Annotated in this window: 19 protein-coding genes; 16 read left to right on the top strand and 3 right to left on the bottom strand. The window is 72.4% G+C overall.

Annotation, left to right across the window (positions count from 1 at the left end; genetic code table 11):
- Nucleotides 1-53 precede the first annotated feature (53 nt).
- The 16 genes from CIB93_RS05075 (at nucleotide 54) to CIB93_RS05000 (ending at nucleotide 18,316) form a co-directional block, all read left to right on the top strand.
- Nucleotides 54-1,523, top strand: a complete 1,470-nt coding sequence (locus CIB93_RS05075) for an NUDIX domain-containing protein (RefSeq protein WP_096624466.1) — start codon at nucleotides 54-56, stop codon at nucleotides 1,521-1,523.
- Between the two features lie 91 nt (nucleotides 1,524-1,614).
- Complete coding sequence (locus CIB93_RS05070; RefSeq protein WP_257002027.1) at nucleotides 1,615-2,655, top strand: phosphotransferase enzyme family protein; 1,041 nt, start codon at nucleotides 1,615-1,617, stop codon at nucleotides 2,653-2,655.
- Nucleotides 2,639-4,036 carry an MFS transporter gene (locus CIB93_RS05065; protein WP_096624464.1) on the top strand — a complete coding sequence of 466 codons (1,398 nt, stop codon included), beginning with the start codon at nucleotides 2,639-2,641 and terminating at the stop codon, nucleotides 4,034-4,036. The genes CIB93_RS05070 and CIB93_RS05065 overlap by 17 nt, the downstream gene beginning before the upstream one ends.
- A complete protein-coding gene (locus CIB93_RS05060; RefSeq protein ID WP_257002026.1) occupies nucleotides 4,033-5,355 on the top strand; it encodes a methyltransferase domain-containing protein in 1,323 nt (440 codons plus the stop codon). The genes CIB93_RS05065 and CIB93_RS05060 overlap by 4 nt, the downstream gene beginning before the upstream one ends.
- Nucleotides 5,352-5,630 (top strand): hypothetical protein, encoded by a 279-nt coding sequence (locus CIB93_RS05055; RefSeq protein ID WP_257002025.1) that lies wholly within the window; start codon nucleotides 5,352-5,354, stop codon nucleotides 5,628-5,630. The genes CIB93_RS05060 and CIB93_RS05055 overlap by 4 nt, the downstream gene beginning before the upstream one ends.
- The gene (locus CIB93_RS05050; RefSeq protein ID WP_096624462.1) at nucleotides 5,627-7,009 is read left to right on the top strand and encodes a phosphotransferase; all 1,383 of its coding nucleotides are present in this window, start codon (nucleotides 5,627-5,629) and stop codon (nucleotides 7,007-7,009) included. Before CIB93_RS05055 ends, CIB93_RS05050 begins: the two co-directional genes overlap by 4 nt.
- A 32-nt stretch (nucleotides 7,010-7,041) precedes the next feature.
- Nucleotides 7,042-9,414, top strand: coding sequence for a methyltransferase, FxLD system (fxlM, locus tag CIB93_RS05045; protein ID WP_096624461.1), 2,373 nt, complete (start codon nucleotides 7,042-7,044; stop codon nucleotides 9,412-9,414).
- Complete coding sequence (locus CIB93_RS05040; protein ID WP_096624459.1) at nucleotides 9,411-9,998, top strand: AAA family ATPase; 588 nt, start codon at nucleotides 9,411-9,413, stop codon at nucleotides 9,996-9,998. The genes fxlM and CIB93_RS05040 overlap by 4 nt, the downstream gene beginning before the upstream one ends.
- Before the next feature lie 88 nt (nucleotides 9,999-10,086).
- Nucleotides 10,087-10,968 (top strand): hypothetical protein, encoded by an 882-nt coding sequence (locus CIB93_RS05035; protein WP_096624457.1) that lies wholly within the window; start codon nucleotides 10,087-10,089, stop codon nucleotides 10,966-10,968.
- 11 nt (nucleotides 10,969-10,979) lie between these two features.
- Complete coding sequence (locus CIB93_RS05030) at nucleotides 10,980-11,747, top strand: PIG-L deacetylase family protein (protein WP_373558712.1); 768 nt, start codon at nucleotides 10,980-10,982, stop codon at nucleotides 11,745-11,747.
- A 116-nt stretch (nucleotides 11,748-11,863) separates the two neighbouring features.
- Nucleotides 11,864-12,745 (top strand): carbon-nitrogen hydrolase family protein, encoded by an 882-nt coding sequence (locus CIB93_RS05025; RefSeq protein ID WP_257002023.1) that lies wholly within the window; start codon nucleotides 11,864-11,866, stop codon nucleotides 12,743-12,745.
- 129 nt (nucleotides 12,746-12,874) lie between these two features.
- Nucleotides 12,875-13,969, top strand: coding sequence for an NUDIX hydrolase (locus CIB93_RS05020; RefSeq protein WP_096624453.1), 1,095 nt, complete (start codon nucleotides 12,875-12,877; stop codon nucleotides 13,967-13,969).
- A 194-nt stretch (nucleotides 13,970-14,163) separates the two neighbouring features.
- The gene (locus tag CIB93_RS05015; RefSeq protein ID WP_096624451.1) at nucleotides 14,164-14,793 is read left to right on the top strand and encodes a M15 family metallopeptidase; all 630 of its coding nucleotides are present in this window, start codon (nucleotides 14,164-14,166) and stop codon (nucleotides 14,791-14,793) included.
- Between the two features lie 195 nt (nucleotides 14,794-14,988).
- Nucleotides 14,989-15,855 carry an endonuclease/exonuclease/phosphatase family protein gene (locus tag CIB93_RS05010; RefSeq protein ID WP_096624449.1) on the top strand — a complete coding sequence of 289 codons (867 nt, stop codon included), beginning with the start codon at nucleotides 14,989-14,991 and terminating at the stop codon, nucleotides 15,853-15,855.
- A gap of 183 nt (nucleotides 15,856-16,038) precedes the next feature.
- Nucleotides 16,039-16,707, top strand: a complete 669-nt coding sequence (locus tag CIB93_RS05005) for a hypothetical protein (protein WP_257002022.1) — start codon at nucleotides 16,039-16,041, stop codon at nucleotides 16,705-16,707.
- A gap of 766 nt (nucleotides 16,708-17,473) precedes the next feature.
- Nucleotides 17,474-18,316 (top strand): hypothetical protein, encoded by an 843-nt coding sequence (locus CIB93_RS05000; RefSeq protein WP_179499973.1) that lies wholly within the window; start codon nucleotides 17,474-17,476, stop codon nucleotides 18,314-18,316.
- Here CIB93_RS05000 and CIB93_RS04995 read toward each other — a convergent pair.
- The 3 genes from CIB93_RS04995 to CIB93_RS37700 are packed head-to-tail and all read right to left on the bottom strand — an operon-like array spanning nucleotide 18,301 to nucleotide 20,418.
- Nucleotides 18,301-19,113: an aldo/keto reductase gene (locus tag CIB93_RS04995; protein WP_096624447.1), complete on the bottom strand. Its 813-nt coding sequence runs from the start codon at nucleotides 19,111-19,113 to the stop codon at nucleotides 18,301-18,303. The two genes, CIB93_RS05000 and CIB93_RS04995, sit on opposite strands and share 16 nt — an antisense overlap.
- Nucleotides 19,023-20,234 (bottom strand): JmjC domain-containing protein, encoded by a 1,212-nt coding sequence (locus CIB93_RS04990; protein ID WP_096624445.1) that lies wholly within the window; start codon nucleotides 20,232-20,234, stop codon nucleotides 19,023-19,025. The genes CIB93_RS04995 and CIB93_RS04990 overlap by 91 nt, the downstream gene beginning before the upstream one ends.
- Nucleotides 20,235-20,241: 7 nt before the next feature.
- The gene (locus CIB93_RS37700; protein WP_179499972.1) at nucleotides 20,242-20,418 is read right to left on the bottom strand and encodes a hypothetical protein; all 177 of its coding nucleotides are present in this window, start codon (nucleotides 20,416-20,418) and stop codon (nucleotides 20,242-20,244) included.
- Nucleotides 20,419-20,735: the final 317 nt, after the last annotated feature.

Below are 20,735 nucleotides of genomic sequence, written 5' to 3'. Positions count from 1 at the left end.
ACCAGCCCGGCCCCGCAGCACCCCGCCCCTACGTCGAAGGCGAGACAACGCTCATGCCCCCCAGCTCCTCCTCGATCCGCAAGACCGTCGAGGCGTACCTCGCCCGCCACCCCGGCGAGCGGGAGGCCCTGTCCGGGCTGCTCGCCGCCCTGGACCAGCCCGCCGACGTGACGGCGCGGACGACGCTGCCCGGGCACGTCACGTGCAGCGCCGTCGTGATCGACCGGCAGGGCCGGGTGCTGCACATCCGGCACCGGGCCACCGGCGGCCTCATGCTCGCCCCGGGCGGCCACATTGAGCCCGCCGACCGGACACTGCTCGCCGCGGCGCTGCGCGAGGTGTCGGAGGAGGCCGGGATCGCGCCGGGCGCCCTGTGCCTGACCCGGCAGCTGCTCGGCTCTCCGATCGACATCGACGTCCACGACATCGACGGCAACCCGGCCAAGGGCGAACCGGCCCACCGCCACTACGACGTCCGCTACGTCTTCTGCCTCGCCGGCGAGGAGCCGCCCGCGATCGCGCTGCAGGACGCGGAGGTGTCCGGCGCCCAGTGGCTCCCGCAGCCGGAGGTCACCTCGCCGACGCTGCGCGCGAAGCTCCTCCAGGCGCGGCTGGACGGCCAGCCGGAACCGGTGAACGCCTCCGCTCTGATCCACGACGGGGCGGGCCGCTACCTGCTCCACTTGCGCGACCACAAGCCCGGCGTCATCTGGGAGTCGGGGGCGTTCGCCCTCCTCGGCGGCGGCCGTACGCACGACGACCAGAGCCTTGAGGCCACGTTGCTGCGGGAGCTGTCCGAGGAGGTACCCGACCTCCGCCTCGAGGACCTCATGCCCTACGCCGTGGAGGACGCCACCAGCATCGACGGCCTCAGCGTCCCCGTCCGGGTCTTCGCCGGCCGATGGCGTGGCAACCCGGACCGGCTCCGGCTACACGAGGGCGTGCTGCTGCACTGGTTCACGCCCGACGAACTGGACCGGCTGCGGCTGAGCCCCGCAACCCGTGCTCTGATTCGCCGGCACGCGGCCGAGAATCCTCCGGACGACGGCCGGGCCGTGGCTCCTCCCGTGTGGGACGGGGGCGACCGGGTGGTGCTGAACGGCGTCGGGGTCCACCTCCACCTCGAAGACGACGAAGGCCGGGTGCTGCTCGGCCTGCGTCACCCCGATTCGAAGTACGCGGGCGACACCTGGCACTACCTCGCCGGGCGGTGCGAGCAGGAGTCCGCCCTCGCGTGCCTGGTCCGCGAGGCGCGCGAAGAGGCGGGACTGGTCATCGACCCCGCTGACGTCGAACTCGCGCACGTCGTCCACGTCGTCGACAGCCCGGACAGCCTGCCCTTGATGCAACTCGTCTTCCGGGCGCACCGATGGGAGGGCACTCCGGAAGTCCGTGAGCCCGACAAGTGCCTGACCTGGAAGTGGTGGCCGACACACGAGCTTCCGGATCGCCTTGTCTCCTACACCCGGACCGCCATCAGCGATATCGCCAAGGGCCGTGCCTTCTCCCAGATGGGCTGGTGAACAGCGTGCGTATGCCGACCTGTCGCAGGCCCGGGCCGGGCGCCCGGCCCGGCGCCGTCCGCAGGGCTGCCCCGGCGCCGGAGATGCCGAGATGAGCGGCGAGGCCGAAACGATGGCCGTGGCCGGGATCCTGGCGCTGCTGTACCGGATCACGCCGACGGCGGTCAGCCAGGGACCGGCGGGAACGGTGACCCGCAACTACCTCGCCGAGGACCACAAGGGCCGGCGGTGGTTCGTGAAGGCGTACCCGCCGGGCACCGATGTGGCCGAGGACCGGCAGGCGCTGGCCCTGGGTGAGACGGCGAGACGGGCCGGGGTGCCCGTGCCGGCCGTGCGGCGGACGGTGAGCGGCGACGTGATCGCCTCAGCCGGCGGGCTGTCGGTGTCCGTGGCGGAGTACGTCGCGGATGCGCAGACGGCCGAGGGCGGGCTTTCCGGCGGCCGGTGGGCGGCAGTGGGTGAGACCGTGGGCCGGCTGCACCGGGTCCTGGTCGGCCACCCGGCCGGACCGCCGCGCCCTGTTGCGGCCCGCGCAGTGTGCGACGTCGCGCGGGCCGGACGGCAGCTGGAGGAACTCCTCGCCCGCTGGGCCGCCGCACCGCCTGCACCGGACGGGTTCGCCGCCTGGTGCGCCCACACCTCGAAACAGCGTCTTGCCGCCCTTCCCGAGGTTGCGGCCCGCCTGGAGAAGCTGCCGGTCACCCTGATGACGCAGGTCGTGCACGGGGACCTGGCCTCGCCCAACCTGCTGCTGCGCGGCGAGAAGGTCGCCGCAGTGATCGACTTCCGGCCCCCGGGGCATCGCAGTGCCGCCTGGGAGCTCGGCCGGATCGTGCTGGACCCGCGCACCGTACTGGCCCGCCCGGACGACTGGATCCCGGGCCTGGCCCGCGCCGTCGGCGCCTACCGGGCGGCGAACCCGGAGCTTCCGGCCGAGGACCTCCTCGCGGTGCCGCGGGTTGCCGCCGGGTACCTGGCCTGCTCGGTCTATCCCCTGTCCGAGCCGCTGAACGACCCCGCTGCGGTCACCCCGGAGCTGGAGGCGTACGGGCGCGCCCGGCACGAGGCCACGGGCGTGCTGTGGGAGCGCCTGGACGAAGCCGAGGAGGCGCTCCGTGACGTCCTGCGCTGAATCCCCCGCTTCTTCCAGCGCCTCGCTGTGGCGGCACCGGGACTTCCGCCGGTACCTGACCGGCCAGACCGCGAGCGTGGCCGGCAGCTCCATCACCCAGATGGCGCTGCCGGTGCTGGCCGTGCTCCACCTGGACGCCACCACCGCCCAGGTCGCATGGCTGGCGTTCCTCGGGCAGCTCCCGCCCGCGCTGCTCGCCCTGCACGCCGGCGCCCTCGCCGACCGGCACTCCAAGCGCCGACAGATGATCACCAGTGACCTGGTCAGCGCCGCAGCGCTCGCCACGGTGCCGGTGGCGGCCGCGCTGGACGCGCTGACCTTTTCGCAGCTCATGATCGTCGCCGTGGTCCAGGGAGCGGCGAGCGTCCTGCACGACGCGGCGGCCATCAGCCTCCTGCCCAGCCTCGTCGACCGGTCCTTGATCCAGCGGAGCAACAGCCGCGTGGGCGCGCTGTTCGCGATCGCCGCGACAGCCGGAAGCCACCTCGGCGCCGCGCTGACCGCGGTGCTCGGCCCCGCCCGGGCCCTGCTCGGCGACGTTGCCTCCTTCCTGATCAGCGCCGGATGCACCGCCCGCATCCAGACCGCCGAACCCGCCCGGGCGGCTCGCCCCAAGGCCCGCCGGCTGGGGGAGGAGATCGGCGAGGGCCTGCGGTACGTGCACGGCGACGAGCGGTTGCGGACCCTAACGCTGGTCAACGCCACCACCTCCTTCGCGCTCGGCCTGCTCAACACCCTGTGGGCCCTGTACCTGCTGCGGACGCTCGCGGTGAGCGCGACCGCGTTCGGCGTGATGCTCGGCTTCGGTGCTCTGGGTGCGGCCGCCGGGGCGCTGACCGCCCCGGCTCTCGCCCGCCGGTGGGGCCCGGGGCCGATGATGCTGACCGCGCTCGCGATCCCCCCGCTGACCCAGATCCCGCTGCTGCTCGCCTCCCCCGGCCTTCGCTGGCAGGTCGCGATCGGTGTCGCCCTGTTCCTTCAGCTGGCCTGCGCCGGTGCCGCGGGGACCACCCAGCGTTCGATTCGTCAGATCATCACCATGGCCGGGATGCAGGCGCGGATGCAGTCTGTGAGTACGTGGCTGACGGCCGGCGCCCGCCCCGTGGCCGCGCTGCTCGCCGGCGGCCTGGGCACCTGGATCGGGGTGCGCCCCACCCTGACCGCCGGGACCTTCCTGCTGCTCGTCCCGCTCGGGGTCCTCGCCCGATCCCCGCTGCGCGCGCTGCGGCACATGCCCGGCTCACCGCCCGCCCCGCCGGGGACGGGCAACGCTGCCGTGCCGTCGCCGCACGCGCCGCGGACGGCGCCTCCGGCCGTGCCCACGCCCGCTCGTACGGAAGACGACCGTACCGACCGCTCGCCCGGAGGAGATGCCACGTGAACAAGGTGCCGCACGCCATGGCGGTGACGTCTGCCGTGCCCGCCCCATCCGGGCCTCTCGGGTGCGACGGTCGCGGTGACACCGCTCTGTCCGCCGCGCCCTTCGTGCCGCCGCAGTTCGCCGGCGACACCTCCGGGGCCGCGGAAGGCCGGGCGGCGATGGTCGCCCGGCTCGAGGAGAGCGGAGAGCTGCGCCCCGGGCCGGTGCGCGAGGCCCTGCTCGCACTGCCGCGCCAGGTCCTGATGCCCCAGGCGTACGTACGGCGCAGCGCCCCGGACGAGACCCCGCCGCGCTGGGACCTGCTCGACTGGTCCCGCCCGGGCGACCGGGAGGAGCTGCTGGAGCGGCTGCACAGCGGGGACAGCGTCGCGATCCAGCACGACGGGGAGCCGATCCTCAGCCGTACTGCCGGACCGCGCCGCGGGGGCGTGATGACCGCGATGTCGAGCACGATGGGCATGACCGCGGACCTGCTCCAGCTCCTGGACCTGCGGCCCGGGCAGCGCGTGCTGGACGTCGGAACCGGCGCCGGGGTGACCGCGGCCGTGGCGTGCTTCCTGTGCGGCGACGCAGGCGTCGTCACCCTCGACATCGACCCGCACGTCACCGCCGCCGCCCGCGAGCGCCTGTCCACACTCGGCTACCAGCCGACCGCGGTGGCCGGGGACGGCACGGCGGGGTGGGCCGAGACGGCGCCGTACGATCGGGTCTTCGTCTCCTTCGCCGTCCCCCGCGTGCCGACAGCCCTGGTGGAGCAGCTGGCGCCGGGCGGACGCGCGCTGATGACGCTCGGGACGTCGTCGCCGTCGTGGCCGGGCCTGGCCGTGATCGACAAACGACCGGACGGGACCGTGGAGGCGGAGCTGCGCGCGGTCGAGTTCGGGCACCGCGCCGGTGCCGGCTTCGACCGGCTGTTCCTGTCCGCCGCCTTCCGGAAGACGATCACCACGGCCGACGGGTGGACGCAGCGCAGCCGGCTCGCGCCGCCGGCGGACACGGCGCGCGGCATGTGGCTGGCCCTGGACGCCCTGTACCCGGGGCTGGTGCGCCACTTCGGCGCCGAGGACCTGACGGTCGGCGCGCCCGAGTGCGGATCGTGGATGCGCGTGCGAGCCGCCGGCCGCCGACGGTGGGACGTGACGACCTGCGGCCCCCGGGACATCTGGGCGGAGATCCAGGACGCCGCCGCCCGCTGGCGGGCGGCCGGTGAACCTGCCGCCTACCAGCTCCACTTCGACACCGACGGCAGCCAGCGGGCCACGAGTCCAAACGGCGCCCTGACCTGGCAGCTTCCCCACACTCCTGGAGATACGCGATGACCCGCCCCGACCAGCCGGCCCCGGCGGCGCTCTCGGACGACGCCCTGTTCGGGCCCGAGGCCGCCGACTACGCCCGCTACCGTCCCGGCCTGCCGGACGCCGCGGTCCACCTCCTGGCCGCCACCCAGCACGGCGTGCCCGACCCCGTCCTGCTGGACCTGGGGACCGGCACAGGCCAGATGCCCCGCGCGCTGCTGCCCGTCCTGCACCGCGTCCTGAAGGAGGACACGGAGTTCACCGTGCTGCTCGCCCGCCGCCGGGGCGGTGACGCGTGACCGGCGTCCAGCGGCACACGGAGCCGCTCGACGTCCACCTGGTCGCCGTGCGCGACGGCGCGGCGGGGCCCGAGGTGCTGCTGTCCCGGCGGGCCGGCGACGTCTACGCGGCCGGCTGCTGGCATCTGGTCAGCGGACATCTGGACGGCCCGTGGGAGGACGTGGTCACCGCCCTGGTGCGCGAGACCCGGGAGGAGGCTGGCATCGTCGTCGATCCGGCCGACGTCCGCGCGGCCGTCACAGTGCACCACCGCTCCCCCGCGGGCGCCGCCCGGCTCGGGGTGTTCTTCGAGGTGAGGCGCTGGGAGGGCATCCCGGAGGTCGTCGAGCACCGGGTGTGCGACGCCATGGGGTGGTTCTCCTTCGACGCCCTGCCGGAGCCGATGGTGGCCTACTGTCGGGCGGGACTGGACGCCTACCGGGCTGGCGCGCGGATGGCCGTCCATTTCCAGGAGCCCGGCGATCCGATCGCCTACGACCCGTCCGTCGACCGGCTGGTCCTGGTCCCCGACCCCGCCGCGCGCGGCGCGGTCCCGGAGCAGGCATTGCGCGTCTTCGCCGAGCAGGCGGTCGGCCGGATCACCGCCTGGACGGACGTGTCCTGGGTCCGGGCGGAAAGCCGCGTTTGGAGGGCGGACGGCGCCGAGGGCGGCACCTGGTACGTGAAGATCCACCAGAACGACCGCTTCCACCGGCGTGAAGTGGCCGCCCTCCGTGGCTGGGTGCCCGGGCTCGGGGCGGCCGCGCCCCGGCTGGTGGCCGCCGACCCCACGCTGCGGGCCGTGGTGCTCACCGCGGTGGGAGGCCGGTCCCTGCACGGCACCGTCTACTCGCCGGAGCAGCAGCGCCTCATCTTCCGCCGCATCGGGCAGCTCGCCGCGGCCATCCACACCAGCGCCCCACCGCGCCCGGCCGCCGGCATGCTGCCGCTGGGGAAGCTGGAGCGGCACCTGGACGGCGCCCGGCCCCATCTCGCGCCCGGGGACGAGGAGTTCATCCGCACCACCGCCCGGAAGGCCGCGGGCCTGCCCGCCCCGGACGTGGTGCCCACCCACGGTGATTTCCAGCTCCGCAATCTGAGGTGGGACGCGGCCGCCGACGCGCTGTACGTGATCGACTTCGAGCGGTCGGAGGAGGGCCCGGCGGTCCGGGACTTCGTACGGTTCTCCGACGCGTGGCACGGCCGCCCCGATCTTCTCCAGGCCGTGATGGATGGGTACGGCCGCCCCTTCACTCCGGAGGAAGAGGCCCAGCTCACGGTCCTGTCCGTCCTGGATTCCGTCTCCGGGATCTCTTACGGCACCGCCCACGGCGAACCCGAGCTCGTTGAGCGCGGCCGGCGCACCCTGGCTCGGCTCCGCGCCGCGCAACGCCCCTGACCCCACCGCACCTACGTACGAGGAGCAGCACGTTGACGTACACCGCCCACGATGAGTGGGAGCAGCACTACAGCGACGGCAAGAACTTCCGGCAGCTCGGCGGGCTCGAGCGGGCACTCCTCGCCGAGCACACCCCCGTCCCCCACGGCGGCGGGCGGGCGCTGGAGGTGGGCTGCGGTACCGGGGAGCTGGCCGTCTACCTCGCCGGTCTCGGCTACTGCGTGGACGCGGTCGACTTCGCGGAGAGTGCGATCGCCCGGGCCCGCGAGGAGCACGCCGATGTCGAGGGCGTGCGCTGGCTGGGCCTGGACATCGAGCGCGACGACCTGGCCCCGCTGCACGAGGGAGGGTACGACCTGGTCGTGATGCGCCTGATGTACCCCTTTCTGAAAGACAGGGGTCGCGTGGTTCACGCGCTGGGTGAGCGGCTGCGCCGCGGTGGCGCGCTCGTCATCATCACCCCGGTGGCGCAGAACACGCCCGAGGAGCGGCGTGGCATCGCTCTCGATGAGGACGAGATCGCCTTGGTCGGCGTCGGTTGGGAGAGGGTGGAGCGGCTGGACGCGGACGGCTTGGCGTTCCTGGTCCTGCGCGGCCCCTGCCACACCGGCACCCGGGCCGTCGAGAAGCGGCCGACCACCACCCACGCTCTGACCGGCGGGCTGGCCGTCGTCACTGACGACGCCGGGCGGGTCCTGCTCGGCCGCTCCCGGCGCGGCATGCTCGAACTGCCCGGCAAGACCCGCGGCCCGGAGGATTTCGCCGCTGCGGCGGTCCGCGAACTTGCCGAGGAGACCGGCCTGATCGCCGACCCGGCCGAAGCGCACGTGGTGTCGATGCTGGTCGACGACAGCCACGGCACTCCGCGGCTCACTGCAGTCGTCCGCATCACCGCGTGGACGGGAACCCTGACCAACCCGGAGGAGGACAAGTTCGCGCGCTGGGAGTTCTTCGACCTTCACGCTCTGGCCTGCGCCGGGGACGTGTTCGTCCCTGCCGCGTCCGCGCTGGATGCCGTATGGCCTGGCGTCATTCCCGATCTGCAGCCCGTGGTCTCCTACCCCTTGGCCGTCGACCGGCCGCCCGTGCCGGGTGAGCCGGCCGAGGCGGTCCGGCTGCGCCGGGCGATGGCCCAGACGGTGATCGACGGCGGCTGGGCCCCGTCCGAGCCGGTCCAGCGGGCGCTGCGGACCGTGCCGCGCCACCGTTTCGCCCCGGAGGTGAACCTTGAGGCCGCGTACGACGGCGGGGACCGGGCCGTCGTCACCCGCCGCGACGAGACGGGGACGGCGATCAGCTCAGTGTCCGCGGCCTGGCTCCAGGCCGACATGATCGAGCACCTGCGTCTTGAGCCGGGTGCGGTCGTGTTCGAGGCGGGCTCCGGCGGCTACAACGCCGAGCTGATCGCCCACGTCGCGAGTGCCGGTCGGGTGGTCACGGTGGACATCGACCCGTGGGTCGTACGCCGTACCCGCGCCTTCCTCACGGAGGCCGGCAGCGGACGGGTCACCGCCGTCGAGGCCGATGCCGCCCTCGGCGCCCCCGCCCGCCTCCTGCCCCGTGGCGGATTCGACGCCGGCATGATCACCTACAACTGCTGGGACATCGCTCCGGCCTGGCGCGAGCAGCTGGCCGAAGGCGGGCGCCTGGTCCTGCCGCTGGAGATGGGCGGCTACACCCGGGCGGTCACGTTCGAGCGGCGCGGCGAGGTGCTCCACGCCCGCCACTTCACCTACTGCGGCTTCGTCCGCGACCAGGGCCAGCAGGCCCGCCCCGCCCCGGTCGTCCCCTTGCTCGACGGCGCGCTGACGCTGCGCTTCGACGACGGCGCCACCGCCGACACGGATGGCCTGGAGAAGGCCTTGCGCGGGCCGCGGCACGAGGTCACCACCGGCGTGACCATGACCGGGGCGAACTCCTACTTCGGCTCCCTACAGCTGTACGCGGCCACCACCCTGCCCGACTTCTGCCGCCTGGTCGCCCACCAGGACCCGACCGAGGGCGTGACCGGCATCGCGAAGGACCGCGACGCACCCGCGATCGTCGGCGACGCCTCGCTCGCCTACCTGATCCACATCCAGACCAAGGACGGTGACCGCCCCGAGGACAAGCAGTGGGAATGGACCGTCCACGCGTTCGGCGAGCAGGGTCCCGAGCTCGCCGAGCAGCTCGCGGCCACGGTACGGGCCTGGGACCGCCACATCCGCGCCGACGACAACGACAAGCACGCCGACCCGATCCTGACCGTCCACCCGGCCGGCACGCCCGACCATCTGCTGCCCACCGGGGACGTCCTGGACAAGGCATCCTCCCGGCTGGTGTTCACGTGGCGGGGCCGCCACGGACACCTCCCGGCCCCCGCGCGGCCCACCGACACGATCACCGCGACCGCGGGGGACGCATGATCGTCTGGCTGAACGGGCCGTTCGGCGGCGGCAAGACCACCCTCGCCGCCGGGCTGCGCCGCGCTCTGCCCGGCGCGACGGTCGCCGATCCGGAGGCCGTGGGCGACCTGCTGCGCAGCACGCTCGCCGAACACGCCCTGCGTCCCCGGGACTACCAGGACCTTCCGCTGTGGCGGCAGCTGACCGGCGCCTTCGTCGCCGGCCTGCTCCGGCACACGGGCGGCCCCGTCATCGTGCCGATGACCGTCCTCAACCCCGACCACGCCGAGGAGATCTTCACCCCACTGCGCCAGGTGGGCGACTTCCACCACCTCGTCGTGCACATCGAACCGGCAGCCCTCCAGAAGCGGATCACGGTCAGCCGGGAGTTCCCCGGTGACGCCGTACGCAGCGAAGCCGTACGCGCCTACCGCCGCCGGCGCGCATCCGACTACGAGCAGGCCGCCACCGGCTGGATGCACGCGGGCGGCCACGTCATCGACACCAGCGCCTTCACCCCCGAGCAGACCCTGCACGCGGCCCTCGAACACCTGCGTCTCCCCGTCCCCGCACGGCCCCGACCACCGGAGGCACCTCAGGCATGACCGTCACCATCCGCACCGTCCCGGCCTCCGTCAGGGGCGACCGAGACCCCTGTCCTTCCCGTCCTCGCCGAGCGCACGGAGTGTGGTCGTGAGCCCGGCAGCCGGCCCCGCGGCCGGCTCCCCGTCCACGGCGGTGTTCGTGCCGCCGCACGAACGCGATGACCAGTTCCGGATGCGCCGCGCCCACGCGGCCGCAGCCCGGACGTTCAAGGTGACGGCCACCGGTCCAAGTGTGTGGGGCTGGCAGGGCCGTACCCTTGGCCGCCGGGCCGGCCAGTGGTGGCTCCGCCTGGTGTGCGCGCCGCAGGACAAGCGCAACCTCCGCCTGTGGGAGGGAACGGCCACGGCCCACCACGCGCTCCCTAAGGCCGTGCCGAGGCCCCGGCTTCATGACGTGCTCGAATGGTCCGCCCACGGCCACGCCTACCGCGCGGAGCTGTCCGAGTACGTGCCGCTGCCCGCCCTCCAGACCGGCGGCCCGGTCCTCACCGCGGACCACGATCTGCCGTCCTCCTGGTGGGCCGACCTCCGCCTGGCGCTGGAGGCGACCGCAACCGTCGTGACCGACCGGCAGGCCGTACGACAGCAGTGGATCGACAAGAACCTCACCAGCTTCCTGGGCATCCCCGCCTTCCAGGTCAGCGCCTGGACCACGGGCCACGGTGACCTGCACTGGGCCAACCTCACCGGCCCGCCGCTGGTCATCCTCGACTGGGAGTCATGGGGCCTGGTTCCCGTCGGGTTCGACGTCGGGCTGCTCCACGCCTACAGCCTCACCCGGCCGGCCACGGCCGCCCGGATCCGCCACGAGTTCGCCCACGTCCTGGACACGTCTTCGGGACGGACCGGGGAGCTGGTGGCGCTCGCCCAGCTCCTCCAGGTCGCCGGGCGCGGCGGCCACCCCGACCTCGCTCCCCACCTCGCCCGCCGGGCCCAGCACCTCACCGGCACGCCCGTCCCCGTACTGTGACCGACCTGGAGATCCCCGTGCTGCCCAGTCTGCTTGCCGTCTTCGGCCATCCGGACGACGAGTCCCTCCTCGCCGGGGGCGTCCTCGCTCAACATCACGCCGCCGGGGCCCGCACGGCCGTCGTCACCGCCACCTGGGCCCCCGACAGCCGAAGAGCTCCCGAACTTGCAGACGCCCTGGCCGTCCTGGGCGCCGGCGCCCCCCGCCTGCTCGGCTACAACGACGCCCGCAACGCCGAGGCCGCGCCCGGTCGGCCCCGGCTCGTCGACGCCCCCGTGGACGAGGTCATCGGCCGGCTCGTCGCCCACATCCGCGACTTCCGCCCCGACATCGTGGTCACCCACGACGCCCTCGGCCAGCTGACCGGCCACCCCGACCACGTACGCACCCATCAGATCACCCTGCTCGCCGTCGAAGCCGCCGGCCTTGCCCACCTGCATCCCGAAGCGGGCCCCCCGTGGCAGCCGGCCGCGCTGTACACGGCCACGCACCCCGAGTCCGGCGTCGGCCTGCTCCGCCCGCTGCTCGAAGGGGTGGGAAAGAAGGTCCTTGCGGTCCCGGACTCGTACGTCACTACCAGCGTCGACGTCACCCCCTGGGCCGACGTGAAGTGGCGGGCGATCCTCGCGCACCGCGGCGAGGTCGCGCGCGAGCGGCCCTTGCCCGGCATCCTCGCCCGCCTCCCCGAAGACGACCGCGCGCAGATCATCCGGACCGAGCACTTCACCCGGCTCTCCCCCGGTCCCACGAAGGGCGACCCGGACCGGCTGACCGTCTGACGCCCGGCCCCGTGCCGGCCAACCACCGCTTCACCGCGCACGAGCAAGCACTCACTGATCGGAGAGAGATGCCTACGACTTCTGCACCCGATGAACGTCCCCGTGCGGCCAGGACCTTGAGGCTGGCGGTCGCGCAGAGCACGGTGCCGGAAGACCCCACTGATCGAGGCACCCTGCGGGCGGCCGGGCAGGAGATCCGGGGTCTGATGGCCGAGGCCGCCGAGGCTGGTGCGCGGTTGGTGCAGTTCTGCGAGGGGGCGCTCACCTACCCGAGCAAGCACGTGATGGCGGCCGGACCGGACGGGACGCTGGTCCCGGCTGACTGGAGCCGTGCCGCTTGGGACGTCCTGCGCGAGGAGGCCGAGGCGATCGCCGCGCTGGCGGGGGAACTGCGGCTGTGGACGGTGTTCGGGTCGCTCCACCCGCTTACACCGCCGAACCGGCCCCACAACAGCCTCTTCGTCGTCTCCGACCGCGGCGAGTTGGTCGCCAGGTACGACAAGCGGTTCCTGTCGCATACCGAGGTCTCCTACCTGTACTCCCCCGGATATCAGCCGCTGGTCATCGAGGTGGACGGCATCCGGTTCGGCTTCGCGCTGTGCATCGAGGCCAACTTCCCGGAGATCTTCGCCGACTACGAACGCCTGAACGTCGACTGCGTCCTGCTGTCGGTGATGGTCGACGACGCACCCCGGGCCCGTGTCGCTCAGGCATACGGAACGCTCTACAACTACTGGCTCGGCTACGCCATCCCGGCCCAGTTCAGCGCAACGGCGCCGTCCGGGATCGTGGCACCCGGCGGCCGGTGGATGGCGCGCTGCCCCGCGAACGGACATCCCGCCCTGGCGATCGCTGACATCGAGCTCGACTCGCAGGACGAAGACATCAGCATGGCCGTCCGCTACGCCCGCCCCTGGAGGCGCTCCGCCCGAGCCGGACTCTACGGCGAACGGATTCCCGTGGGAGACCCCCGCAGCGACGTACGCACAGCGTTCTGAAAACGCCTGACGAATCGTCGGCCCGGACCGGCCGTCCACGAAACCGCGGCGCGCTCGCGGCTTCGCCGACGCCCCTGGCCATCCCCCGTAACAGCCGGCGCCCCACGACATGACCGGAGAAATAAGGACATGACTACGACTTCCGCGCCCGACGAACGCCCCAGCGTCGCGATGAGGGATGAGGCGTACGGGGCACTGCGCGCCTCGGCCGCCCTGTGGGCCGGCACCTCCGTGCTGATCACCAACCAGCGCGGTCAGATCCTGCTCGAGCGCGTGACCTACCGCCCCACCCGCCTGCTGCCCGGCGGCGCCGTCGATCCGGGCGAGTCCCCCGCCAAGGGCGCCGTCCGCGAGCTGGAAGAGGAGCTCGGCGTCACGGCGACCGTCACCCGCGGGCTGGCCGTCGACTGGGTCTCCCCCGCCGGCCGCACAACGCCCCCCGCCATGAAGTTCCCCGGCGAGCTACTGCACGTCTTCGACGGCGGTGTCTGGGACGACGACCAGATCGCGGCGATCCGGCCCCGCCCGGGCGAGATCGACGGCATCGAGTTCGTCGAACCCGCCGACCTGCCCACCCTGATGGCTCAGGACGACGCCCGCCGGGCCCTGTCCGCACGCCGCGCCCGCATCAACGGCGCCGGTCCCGTGTTCCTGGAGGACGGGCTCCCCATCGCCCCCACCGTCCTGGACCGGGTCGGCGTTCTGCGTACCGCCCGAGCCCGCCACCACCTCCGCTTCCACAACCGCCGCGTTCCCGACGGCCTCACGGTCCGCCAGTCCTGGGCCTGGGCCTTCGCCCCGGACGGGCGCGTTCTCGTGCTCCTCGAACCGGACACCGGCGCAGCGTGCCTGCCCGGCGGCACTCCAGAACCCGAGGACCGTGCAGACCCAGAGACCACGTTGATCCGCGAAGCGCGCGAGGAGGCCGCCGCTGAGCTGACTCGTACCCGGTACCTCGGATACCTGTCCGAACCCGGCGAGCCCTGCGCGCGTGTGCGCTACGCCGCCGCCCTCACGAGCCTCGGTCCCACCACCGCTGACCCGGCGACCGGTCGCACCTACGTCCGGATCCTGGCCACTCCGGAGCAGGCCGTGGAGTTCTTCGACTGGGGGCCGCCCGCGGCCGAGCAGCTTCAGGCGGTCCACCAGGCCCGCGGCCTCCTCGGGATCCCCCGGGCCGGTCGCCAGCCTGTCACCGAACTCAGCGGCCCCATCGCCTGGTAGCCACGCACCGCCCGAAGCGAACCAGCCGAATCGAGGAACCCCATGCCCGACGCCCCTCACCCGATCAGGCGTCACCACCGCCCCGCCCGGCGAGGAGACACGCTCGGCGAGGCGCGGGGGTCCGCTCGCTGCCGACGAATCAAGGAGCCCTGTTGAGCACGAACCCACGAGATGCCGCCAGTCCCGTCATCCTGATGAGCGACCCGCGCGTGGCCGCCATCCCCGTCGTGGACTGCGGCGAGCCGCTCGTCGACGTCCGCGGGACCCTGCTGATTGACGAGCGCAGGTCCGACCCGGCGGGCGCCTTCGCTCAACTCCGCCACGGAGTTCTCGACCGGCTTCTTCATGCCCAGTCGCTCCTACCTGCCGACCTGCGCCTGCTGTTCATCGAGGGCTATCGGCCGCCCGACCTTCAGCAGCGCTACTTCGAGGAGTACGCGGACGAGCTGCGCACCGCGAACCCGGCCTGGACACAAGACCAGGTGCACCAGGCCGCCAGCCGGTACGTGTCCCCGCCGGAGATCGCACCGCACAGCGCCGGCGCCGCCGTCGACGTCACCCTCGTGGACGCCGAGGGGAACGAGCTGGACATGGGCACACGCGTGAACGCCAGCCCGGAGGAGTCCGACGGCGCCTGCTACACGCACGCGGACTCGATCAGCAGCCACGCCCAGGCGAACCGGTCCACTCTCGCCACCGCCCTGTCCGCTGCCGGCCTCGTGAACTATCAGACCGAGTGGTGGCACTGGAGCCACGGCGACCGGTACTGGGCGCTCATGACGGGCCAGACATCCGCCCGATACGGGCGTCGTGACCTTCCCTGACCTGGCCAGGAACACCTGGTCGAATATCCGACTCGTCCGAAGAAGGAGACGCACGTTGCCGCGCACCATACGCTTCGCGCCGCCCATCGCCCCTACACGAAGGCTTTGCTTCACCAGCATCCCCGCCCCGGTGTACGAGGCCACGTCCCCGCTCGACAGCTCGGCGTGTCGCCGCGCACAGGACCGGGGGGCCTCATGACCACGGTCCGGATCGTCTCCTTCAACACGCTGTTCGGCGGCCGCGACGACGACGGTCTCGGCGACGACTCCCGCTGGCGCGCTGCCGCTCCGTTCCTCAGGTCCCTTGACGCCGACCTGTACGCCCTGCAGGAATGCAACTTCTGGGACCTGCTCGGTGACCGGCGCCTGCACCAGGCCCGCGAACAGCTGGGCATGACCTCGGCGTATCTGGCCAAGGCGAACGTCACCACCGCCGGCCATCGGTTCCACACCGCCCTGCTGACCGGACCGCGGTGGAGCATCACCGGCCAGGGAGCCGAACAGAACAAGTACCACCACGTACTCGGCTGGGCCAACGCCCGGCTCGACGCGCGCGGGCCCGTCTGGAGCATCCGCCACATCCACCTGGACCCCTTCTCGCCCGGACATCGCCTCGCTGAGGTGGAGCCGCTGCAGACCCTCGCCGCGCCCGGGCGGCTGTCCCTGGTGCTCGGCGACGCCAACATGCTCGGACTGGGACACGCGGAGCCGGACTGGAGTGCGCTGCCAGCGCATCTCCGGGCCACCCAGCTGGAGCTCGGCCGGCACGGTGCCGGAGCGGAGGCGGCGGGGACACGGCGGGCGAACCGTGACGCGGCGGGCCTGCTGGAGAGCGCCGGCTTCGTCGACGCTGCCCAGCTGATGGGCGACGACCAGGCCACGGGCGGCTTCGGGCCCGGTGACGTCGAACGGCGTCACGACCTGTTCCTGCTCAGCCCCGACCTTGCCGCTGGCGTGGTGTCGTACGAGGTCCACAACGAGCCCGTCGAGAGGGGCTTCAGCGACCACCGCGCCGTCTCCCTCACGATCGACTGCAGCCGCCTGCCGGGAAAAACGCCGTGAGCACGCCGCCCCATCACCGCAGGTCGGCCCCGCGCGAGCGAGGCGAGGCGGCGCCGCATGCGAGCAGCGCACGGTGGCCTTCGGAAGGCTCGGTGCCACCGCGCTGCGGCCTCGCCAGGGCGAGCCTCATGACGGTCGGCGATGCGAGGCGACCAGACCAGCACGTCCCAGGGAGGCATTGACATGCGCAGATTCATGAGCCCGCGCCGACTGTGGGGCACACCGGGTGGGCCGGATGAGGACTGGGTCAAGCCCCACGTCCTGTGGCTTCCTCAAGACCAGCCCCAGGTCATGGCCTACTTCGCCCGGATACGGGAGGTCGTGTCCCGCTTCCCGGACGTGATCACGCCGATCGCGGACGAGGACCTGCACATGACGATCCAGTCCGTGCGGCAGCTCAACTCCGACGGCGTCCGGGTGGACGACGCGCAGCTTGCCGCAGCGGCCCGCTCAGTTCAGGCGGAGCTGGACCCGATGGCTCCGTTCGACATCGAGATCGGGCCGGCCCGGGCGTCGGGGTCGGCTGCGGTCGTGGAGATCTGGCCCGAGGAAGGCCCGGCAGAGCTCAACCGCCGGGTGCGCGTGGGGCTGGAGGCGGCTGGGATGGTCCTGCCGCCCGCCGAGGAGCACTTCTGGTGCCACATGTCCGGCGGCTACGGCGCGCGCGACAGCGACACCCCGGAGCTGGCCGCGCGGTCCGATCAGTTCGCCTCGGAGATCGGCAAGAGCATCCGCCCGGGCATCCGCACGTCGGCGACCGTCAGCACGGTGTGGCTGGTGTGGGAGCGGCAGCGGCCTGACCTGAACACTTACACCTTCTCGCGCGAACACGCGTTGTACCTGAGCGGGTGACTCCGACAGCCGCGGTGCCGGTGCCGCCCGCTCCCCGGGGAGCGGGCGGCACCGGCTGCGCGTACCGCATGAGGCGGCGAGGAGGCTGTTCGCCGGGATCCGCAGAGCCCTATGCCTCGGTGCGGTGATGCCATGGGACGCCCGCGGCCACCTGTCCGATGAGGTAGCGGACGCCACTGGTTGTCGTCCGGGTTGGTCCACAGGCTGTTGCTGAACACCGGCTTCGTCTTCTTCGTGTCGCCGAGCCGCCACCACGTCAGTGCCACGCCGTGCAACGCCCGGTGGAAGGGAAGGTTGTCCAGTTCGCCCCAGGCCAGCACGCCGTGGAACGCCGGCGGCGATCGCTCCGCAACGGCGACGGCCGTCTGATGGAAGCCCAGGGTCTTGGGCAACGCGGAGTCGTCTGCCTCAGTGCGCTCGAACGCATGGCCTGGTCAGGTGAGCCCAGTGGTCGACCTACCGTGGGTCCTCGCGCACGGCCGCGAGCAGTGCCTCGCGGTAGGCGGTGGCGTTCCCTGTGTGCTGCCGCAGGTCGAGTGCGCGGTCCACGGACGAGGAGCCTTCCCCGACGTTAGGGGCCGGGCATCCGGTAATGCGGGTGCGGTCCTGCTCCACGCACGGCGCGCCACCAGGCCCAGGACGGTTTACCGCCGAGATCGGCTACGAGGGAAGAGCGAGCGCCCCACCCGTTCTCTGAACGCCGCCAACAGCGCAGCACGGTGGAGGACTTGGCTTGCCTCTACTGGGACTTGGTACGTTCGGACATATGACGCTGCGCTCGGTGGATCTGCGTAAAGAGCCTGTGGAAGGCGTGCTGGACCGTGTCGAGCGGTCGCTCGGGATGAGTCTGGACCGCGAGAGCGTGGTGCGTAAGCGTCGCTCGGTGGGGGCGCGTACGGACCGCGGTACGTGGGTGCGCGTCGAGCGACGCGGGCTGGACCGGATCGGGGTCCAAGGCGGGGACGGTATCGCGTCCGCGGAGGCGCTGTCCGAGGTGGCGAAGCCGGCGTGGTTCGCCGGGATGGCGTGGCGGGACGAGGTGGAGCCGGTGATGTGGCGGGCGGACGAGACGGAGCTGCTGCCTGGGACGCCGGTGGGCAGCGCGGTGCTGACCAAGGAACCGCGGCTGTCCCAGGAGTGGTGGGCCGCGTTGAACGCCTCCCTGGATGCTCTGGGTGGGCAGCGCACCAACCGGATCGCGACGCCGGACACGGAGACCCTGACGCAGGAGCTTGTCACGGGGACGATTCGCGGTGTCTTCCCCGACGTCGATACGTCCCTGGGCGAGTGGCGTCCGGCTCACGCCGATTTCAACTGGGCGAACCTGACCGCGCCGGTCTTCTGCCTGTTCGACTGGGAGGACTGGGGCATGGCGCCGCGCGGTCTGGACGCGGCGATCCTGTGGGGGGCGTCCCTCGCGGTCCCGTCCCTCGCCGACCGAGTCCGCAGCGAGCGGCGTTGCGATCTGGAGACTCGAGATGGCCGGCTGATGACGCTGTTCGTCGCGGCGAAGATCCTCGGCCCTTACGCCGACCCGGACGACCCCCGACTGGGGGCCGCCCGGGAGACGGCGGAGCGAGTGGTGCTGGAACTTCAGCCGCGCTGCTGACGACGGGCCCGGAGGAGCCGCCTGTACTCCCGGACGACCTGGTCATCGACCTCGTACGCCAAGGCGTCGACCAGCTCGCGCAGGTGGTCGGCGTTGTCCGTCCCGACCGCGACCGCGCCGACCGAGGGCAGGTGAAAGGCCGAGCGGTACACCGCCTGGACCGGTGTGGCCGTCGGGGAGTCCCGCAGGAAGATCCGCGGGTCGAACGTTCCCCACACCGCCTCGGTCGTATTGCCACCGAAGGGGCTCATCCCCCACACCCGCACCGGCCGCCACCGCGTCACCAGGGCTTCGGCCGCTTCGAGGACGTCGGCGCCCACCAGCAGTCCCGCCCGGATCATGAGGGCGTCAGGACGGGGTACGTCGAGGTTCACGAGGGGACGCGGGTCCCAGCTCGATACCCCCCACCTGCCGCATAGCCCCGCTCGTGCGGCGTCGGCCAGGACCGTGCACGCCCGCGCCATCGTCTCGGCGTCGGGATGGGAGTGCTCGGGGTTGTGGAGGAACACGACCTCCGGTTCCCGGCCCAGGTCCTTCGTGGCCCGCTCGACCGCAGCGCGCAGCCGGGAGGGGGCGAGGGAGTGTTCCCCGGGGAAGTACCCGACCTTGGTGGAGACCGAGAACTTCGGCAGGAGGTCGCCGGCCACCGTGTTCAGTACCTCGTGGGAGCGGTGGCGGAGGTAGTTCGAGGCGGTGTCGAGGCGCGTTACGCCGAGGTCGGCGGCTGCTTCGAGTACGTCACGGGCGTGACCAGACCGGTATAGCCCGAGGACGACATCTCCGTCAGTGGCTCGCACAGGCCCTCCGTGATCAGCAGGTCGGCCAGGGTGGTGGTGTCCTCGTCGGCGCCGTCGAGGTGAACCGGATGACCCGACAGGAGCGTGCGAAGGCCCGCTTCCGCGCGCTCGTGGAAGGTCAGCCGCTTGCCTCCGCCGACGACCTGGACCGTGTCGCCGGATCGGACGATGCGGGGGGCGAACTCGGTGACGGCCACGACGCCGTCGGGCCGGCCGAAGGCGGTCACGTGGGGCATGTGGCGTGCGGGCGGGGTGCTGGAGCGCAGTTCGTCCAGGTACTGCTCCGGACTGTGGGCGGCGGCCAGCGTGCTGAGCCTGTCCGCCAATGCCTTGGGTCCGGTTTCGCCAGAGCCTTCCAGGTCCCGGCGGAACGCCTCGTCGGCCCGGGCGGCGTCGGAGAGGAAGTTGACCCACGTGACGCCGGTGCGTTTGGTGAAGCCGAACGTCACGTGCAGCGAGTGGCCATCGCTTCCGGAGCCGAGGCGGGTGGCGGTGTGCCAGAAGCCGCGGGGGATGTGCATGACGTCGCCGGCTCGCATCGTGCCCTTCCACAGCACTTCCTCGGAGGACGTACGGTTGCGTTCCGCGTCGCGGTACATCGGTGCCGCCCGGGACGGGCCGCGGACCTCCCATGACTTCTCGCCGGACAACTGCACGGCGATGACCTCGTGGTCGTCCCAATGCAGATGGAATCCGTCCGTGTCGCCGACCGCGAGGTAGGCGTTGGCGGAGGTCAGCTCGCCCGACCACCAGCCCAGGGCCCGGCAGGCGACTTCCAGCGTCGGGTCGAAGAAGTCCACGTGGTCCAGCACCACGGTGCCGCCCTCGTTGAGGATCCGCCCGAGGGCCGCCATGTCGGCCTGGCTCACGGCCTGTCTGCGCCGGTTGACGTTGGTGGACAGGAACGTGGACGGGTGGATCTCCTCGCCCTCGGCGTAGCAGCGCAGTTGCGGGTTGGCCAGGTGACGGCGCTTGATCAGGTCCAGCAGCTTGTGCGGGGTCAGCAGGCGGGCGGGCAGGTCCGGGTCCGTGAGACGGCCGCGCGCGAACGCGGTCCCCACGAAGCCCGGCCCGTCCCAGCCGAGCGCCTTCTCGATGTGGGTGACGAGCCGGTGCTCCATGGATCCCTTACTCCTTCGGGAGGTTCAGGTCACGGTTCTCACCGTCGTCTCCCGCGCTGTTCTGCGAGCTGGTGATGTCGGACCGCTCGGACTCGCTCCGGTCGTGCGCGGTCGCCAGCTCCTCCACCGCGATCAGAAGCGCGGGGCTGGTCCCCGACGTCTGCGTGGACGCTCTGTCGGCCATCGACGCTCTCCTCTCGGTCGCCACCGCCCGGTTCCGGGCGAAGGTCTGAGTTAACCCGCGTCCAGCAGAGGGCAGTAGGGCGAGATTCGGACATATGAGCGAGGCGCGAATTAACGGCGACACCGCATCTGTGTCCGATGAGGGCGCGGCCGCCCTGAACTTCGGGCCTGCGGGAGGGATGTCGATGCCGCCGCCGACGAGCCTCGCTGCCTGGCGGATATGCGTCGGATCATCCGAAGCTGTACGCCGGCGGCGTACCGGACGGGTACGCTGTCGGCGTACCTTCTGTAGGCCTCCGCGGCACACCTCTGGGAGTC

Origin of the sequence: Streptomyces sp. WZ.A104, from assembly GCF_002382885.1 — a bacterium.
GTDB lineage: Bacteria > Actinomycetota > Actinomycetes > Streptomycetales > Streptomycetaceae > Streptomyces.
This window is presented reverse-complemented; position numbering and strand designations above follow the sequence as displayed.

Coding starts and splice junctions, on each gene's coding strand:
- CIB93_RS05000 (WP_179499973.1), top strand. CDS start 17,474: ATGACGCTGCGCTCGGTGGATCTGCGTAAAGAGCCTGTGGAAGGCGTG.
- CIB93_RS37700 (WP_179499972.1), bottom strand. CDS start 20,418: ATGGCCGACAGAGCGTCCACGCAGACGTCGGGGACCAGCCCCGCGCTT.
- CIB93_RS05005 (WP_257002022.1), top strand. CDS start 16,039: ATGCGCAGATTCATGAGCCCGCGCCGACTGTGGGGCACACCGGGTGGG.
- CIB93_RS05040 (WP_096624459.1), top strand. CDS start 9,411: ATGATCGTCTGGCTGAACGGGCCGTTCGGCGGCGGCAAGACCACCCTC.
- CIB93_RS05070 (WP_257002027.1), top strand. CDS start 1,615: ATGAGCGGCGAGGCCGAAACGATGGCCGTGGCCGGGATCCTGGCGCTG.
- CIB93_RS05075 (WP_096624466.1), top strand. CDS start 54: ATGCCCCCCAGCTCCTCCTCGATCCGCAAGACCGTCGAGGCGTACCTC.
- CIB93_RS04990 (WP_096624445.1), bottom strand. CDS start 20,234: ATGGAGCACCGGCTCGTCACCCACATCGAGAAGGCGCTCGGCTGGGAC.
- CIB93_RS05020 (WP_096624453.1), top strand. CDS start 12,875: ATGACTACGACTTCCGCGCCCGACGAACGCCCCAGCGTCGCGATGAGG.
- CIB93_RS05010 (WP_096624449.1), top strand. CDS start 14,989: ATGACCACGGTCCGGATCGTCTCCTTCAACACGCTGTTCGGCGGCCGC.
- CIB93_RS05055 (WP_257002025.1), top strand. CDS start 5,352: ATGACCCGCCCCGACCAGCCGGCCCCGGCGGCGCTCTCGGACGACGCC.
- CIB93_RS05015 (WP_096624451.1), top strand. CDS start 14,164: ATGAGCGACCCGCGCGTGGCCGCCATCCCCGTCGTGGACTGCGGCGAG.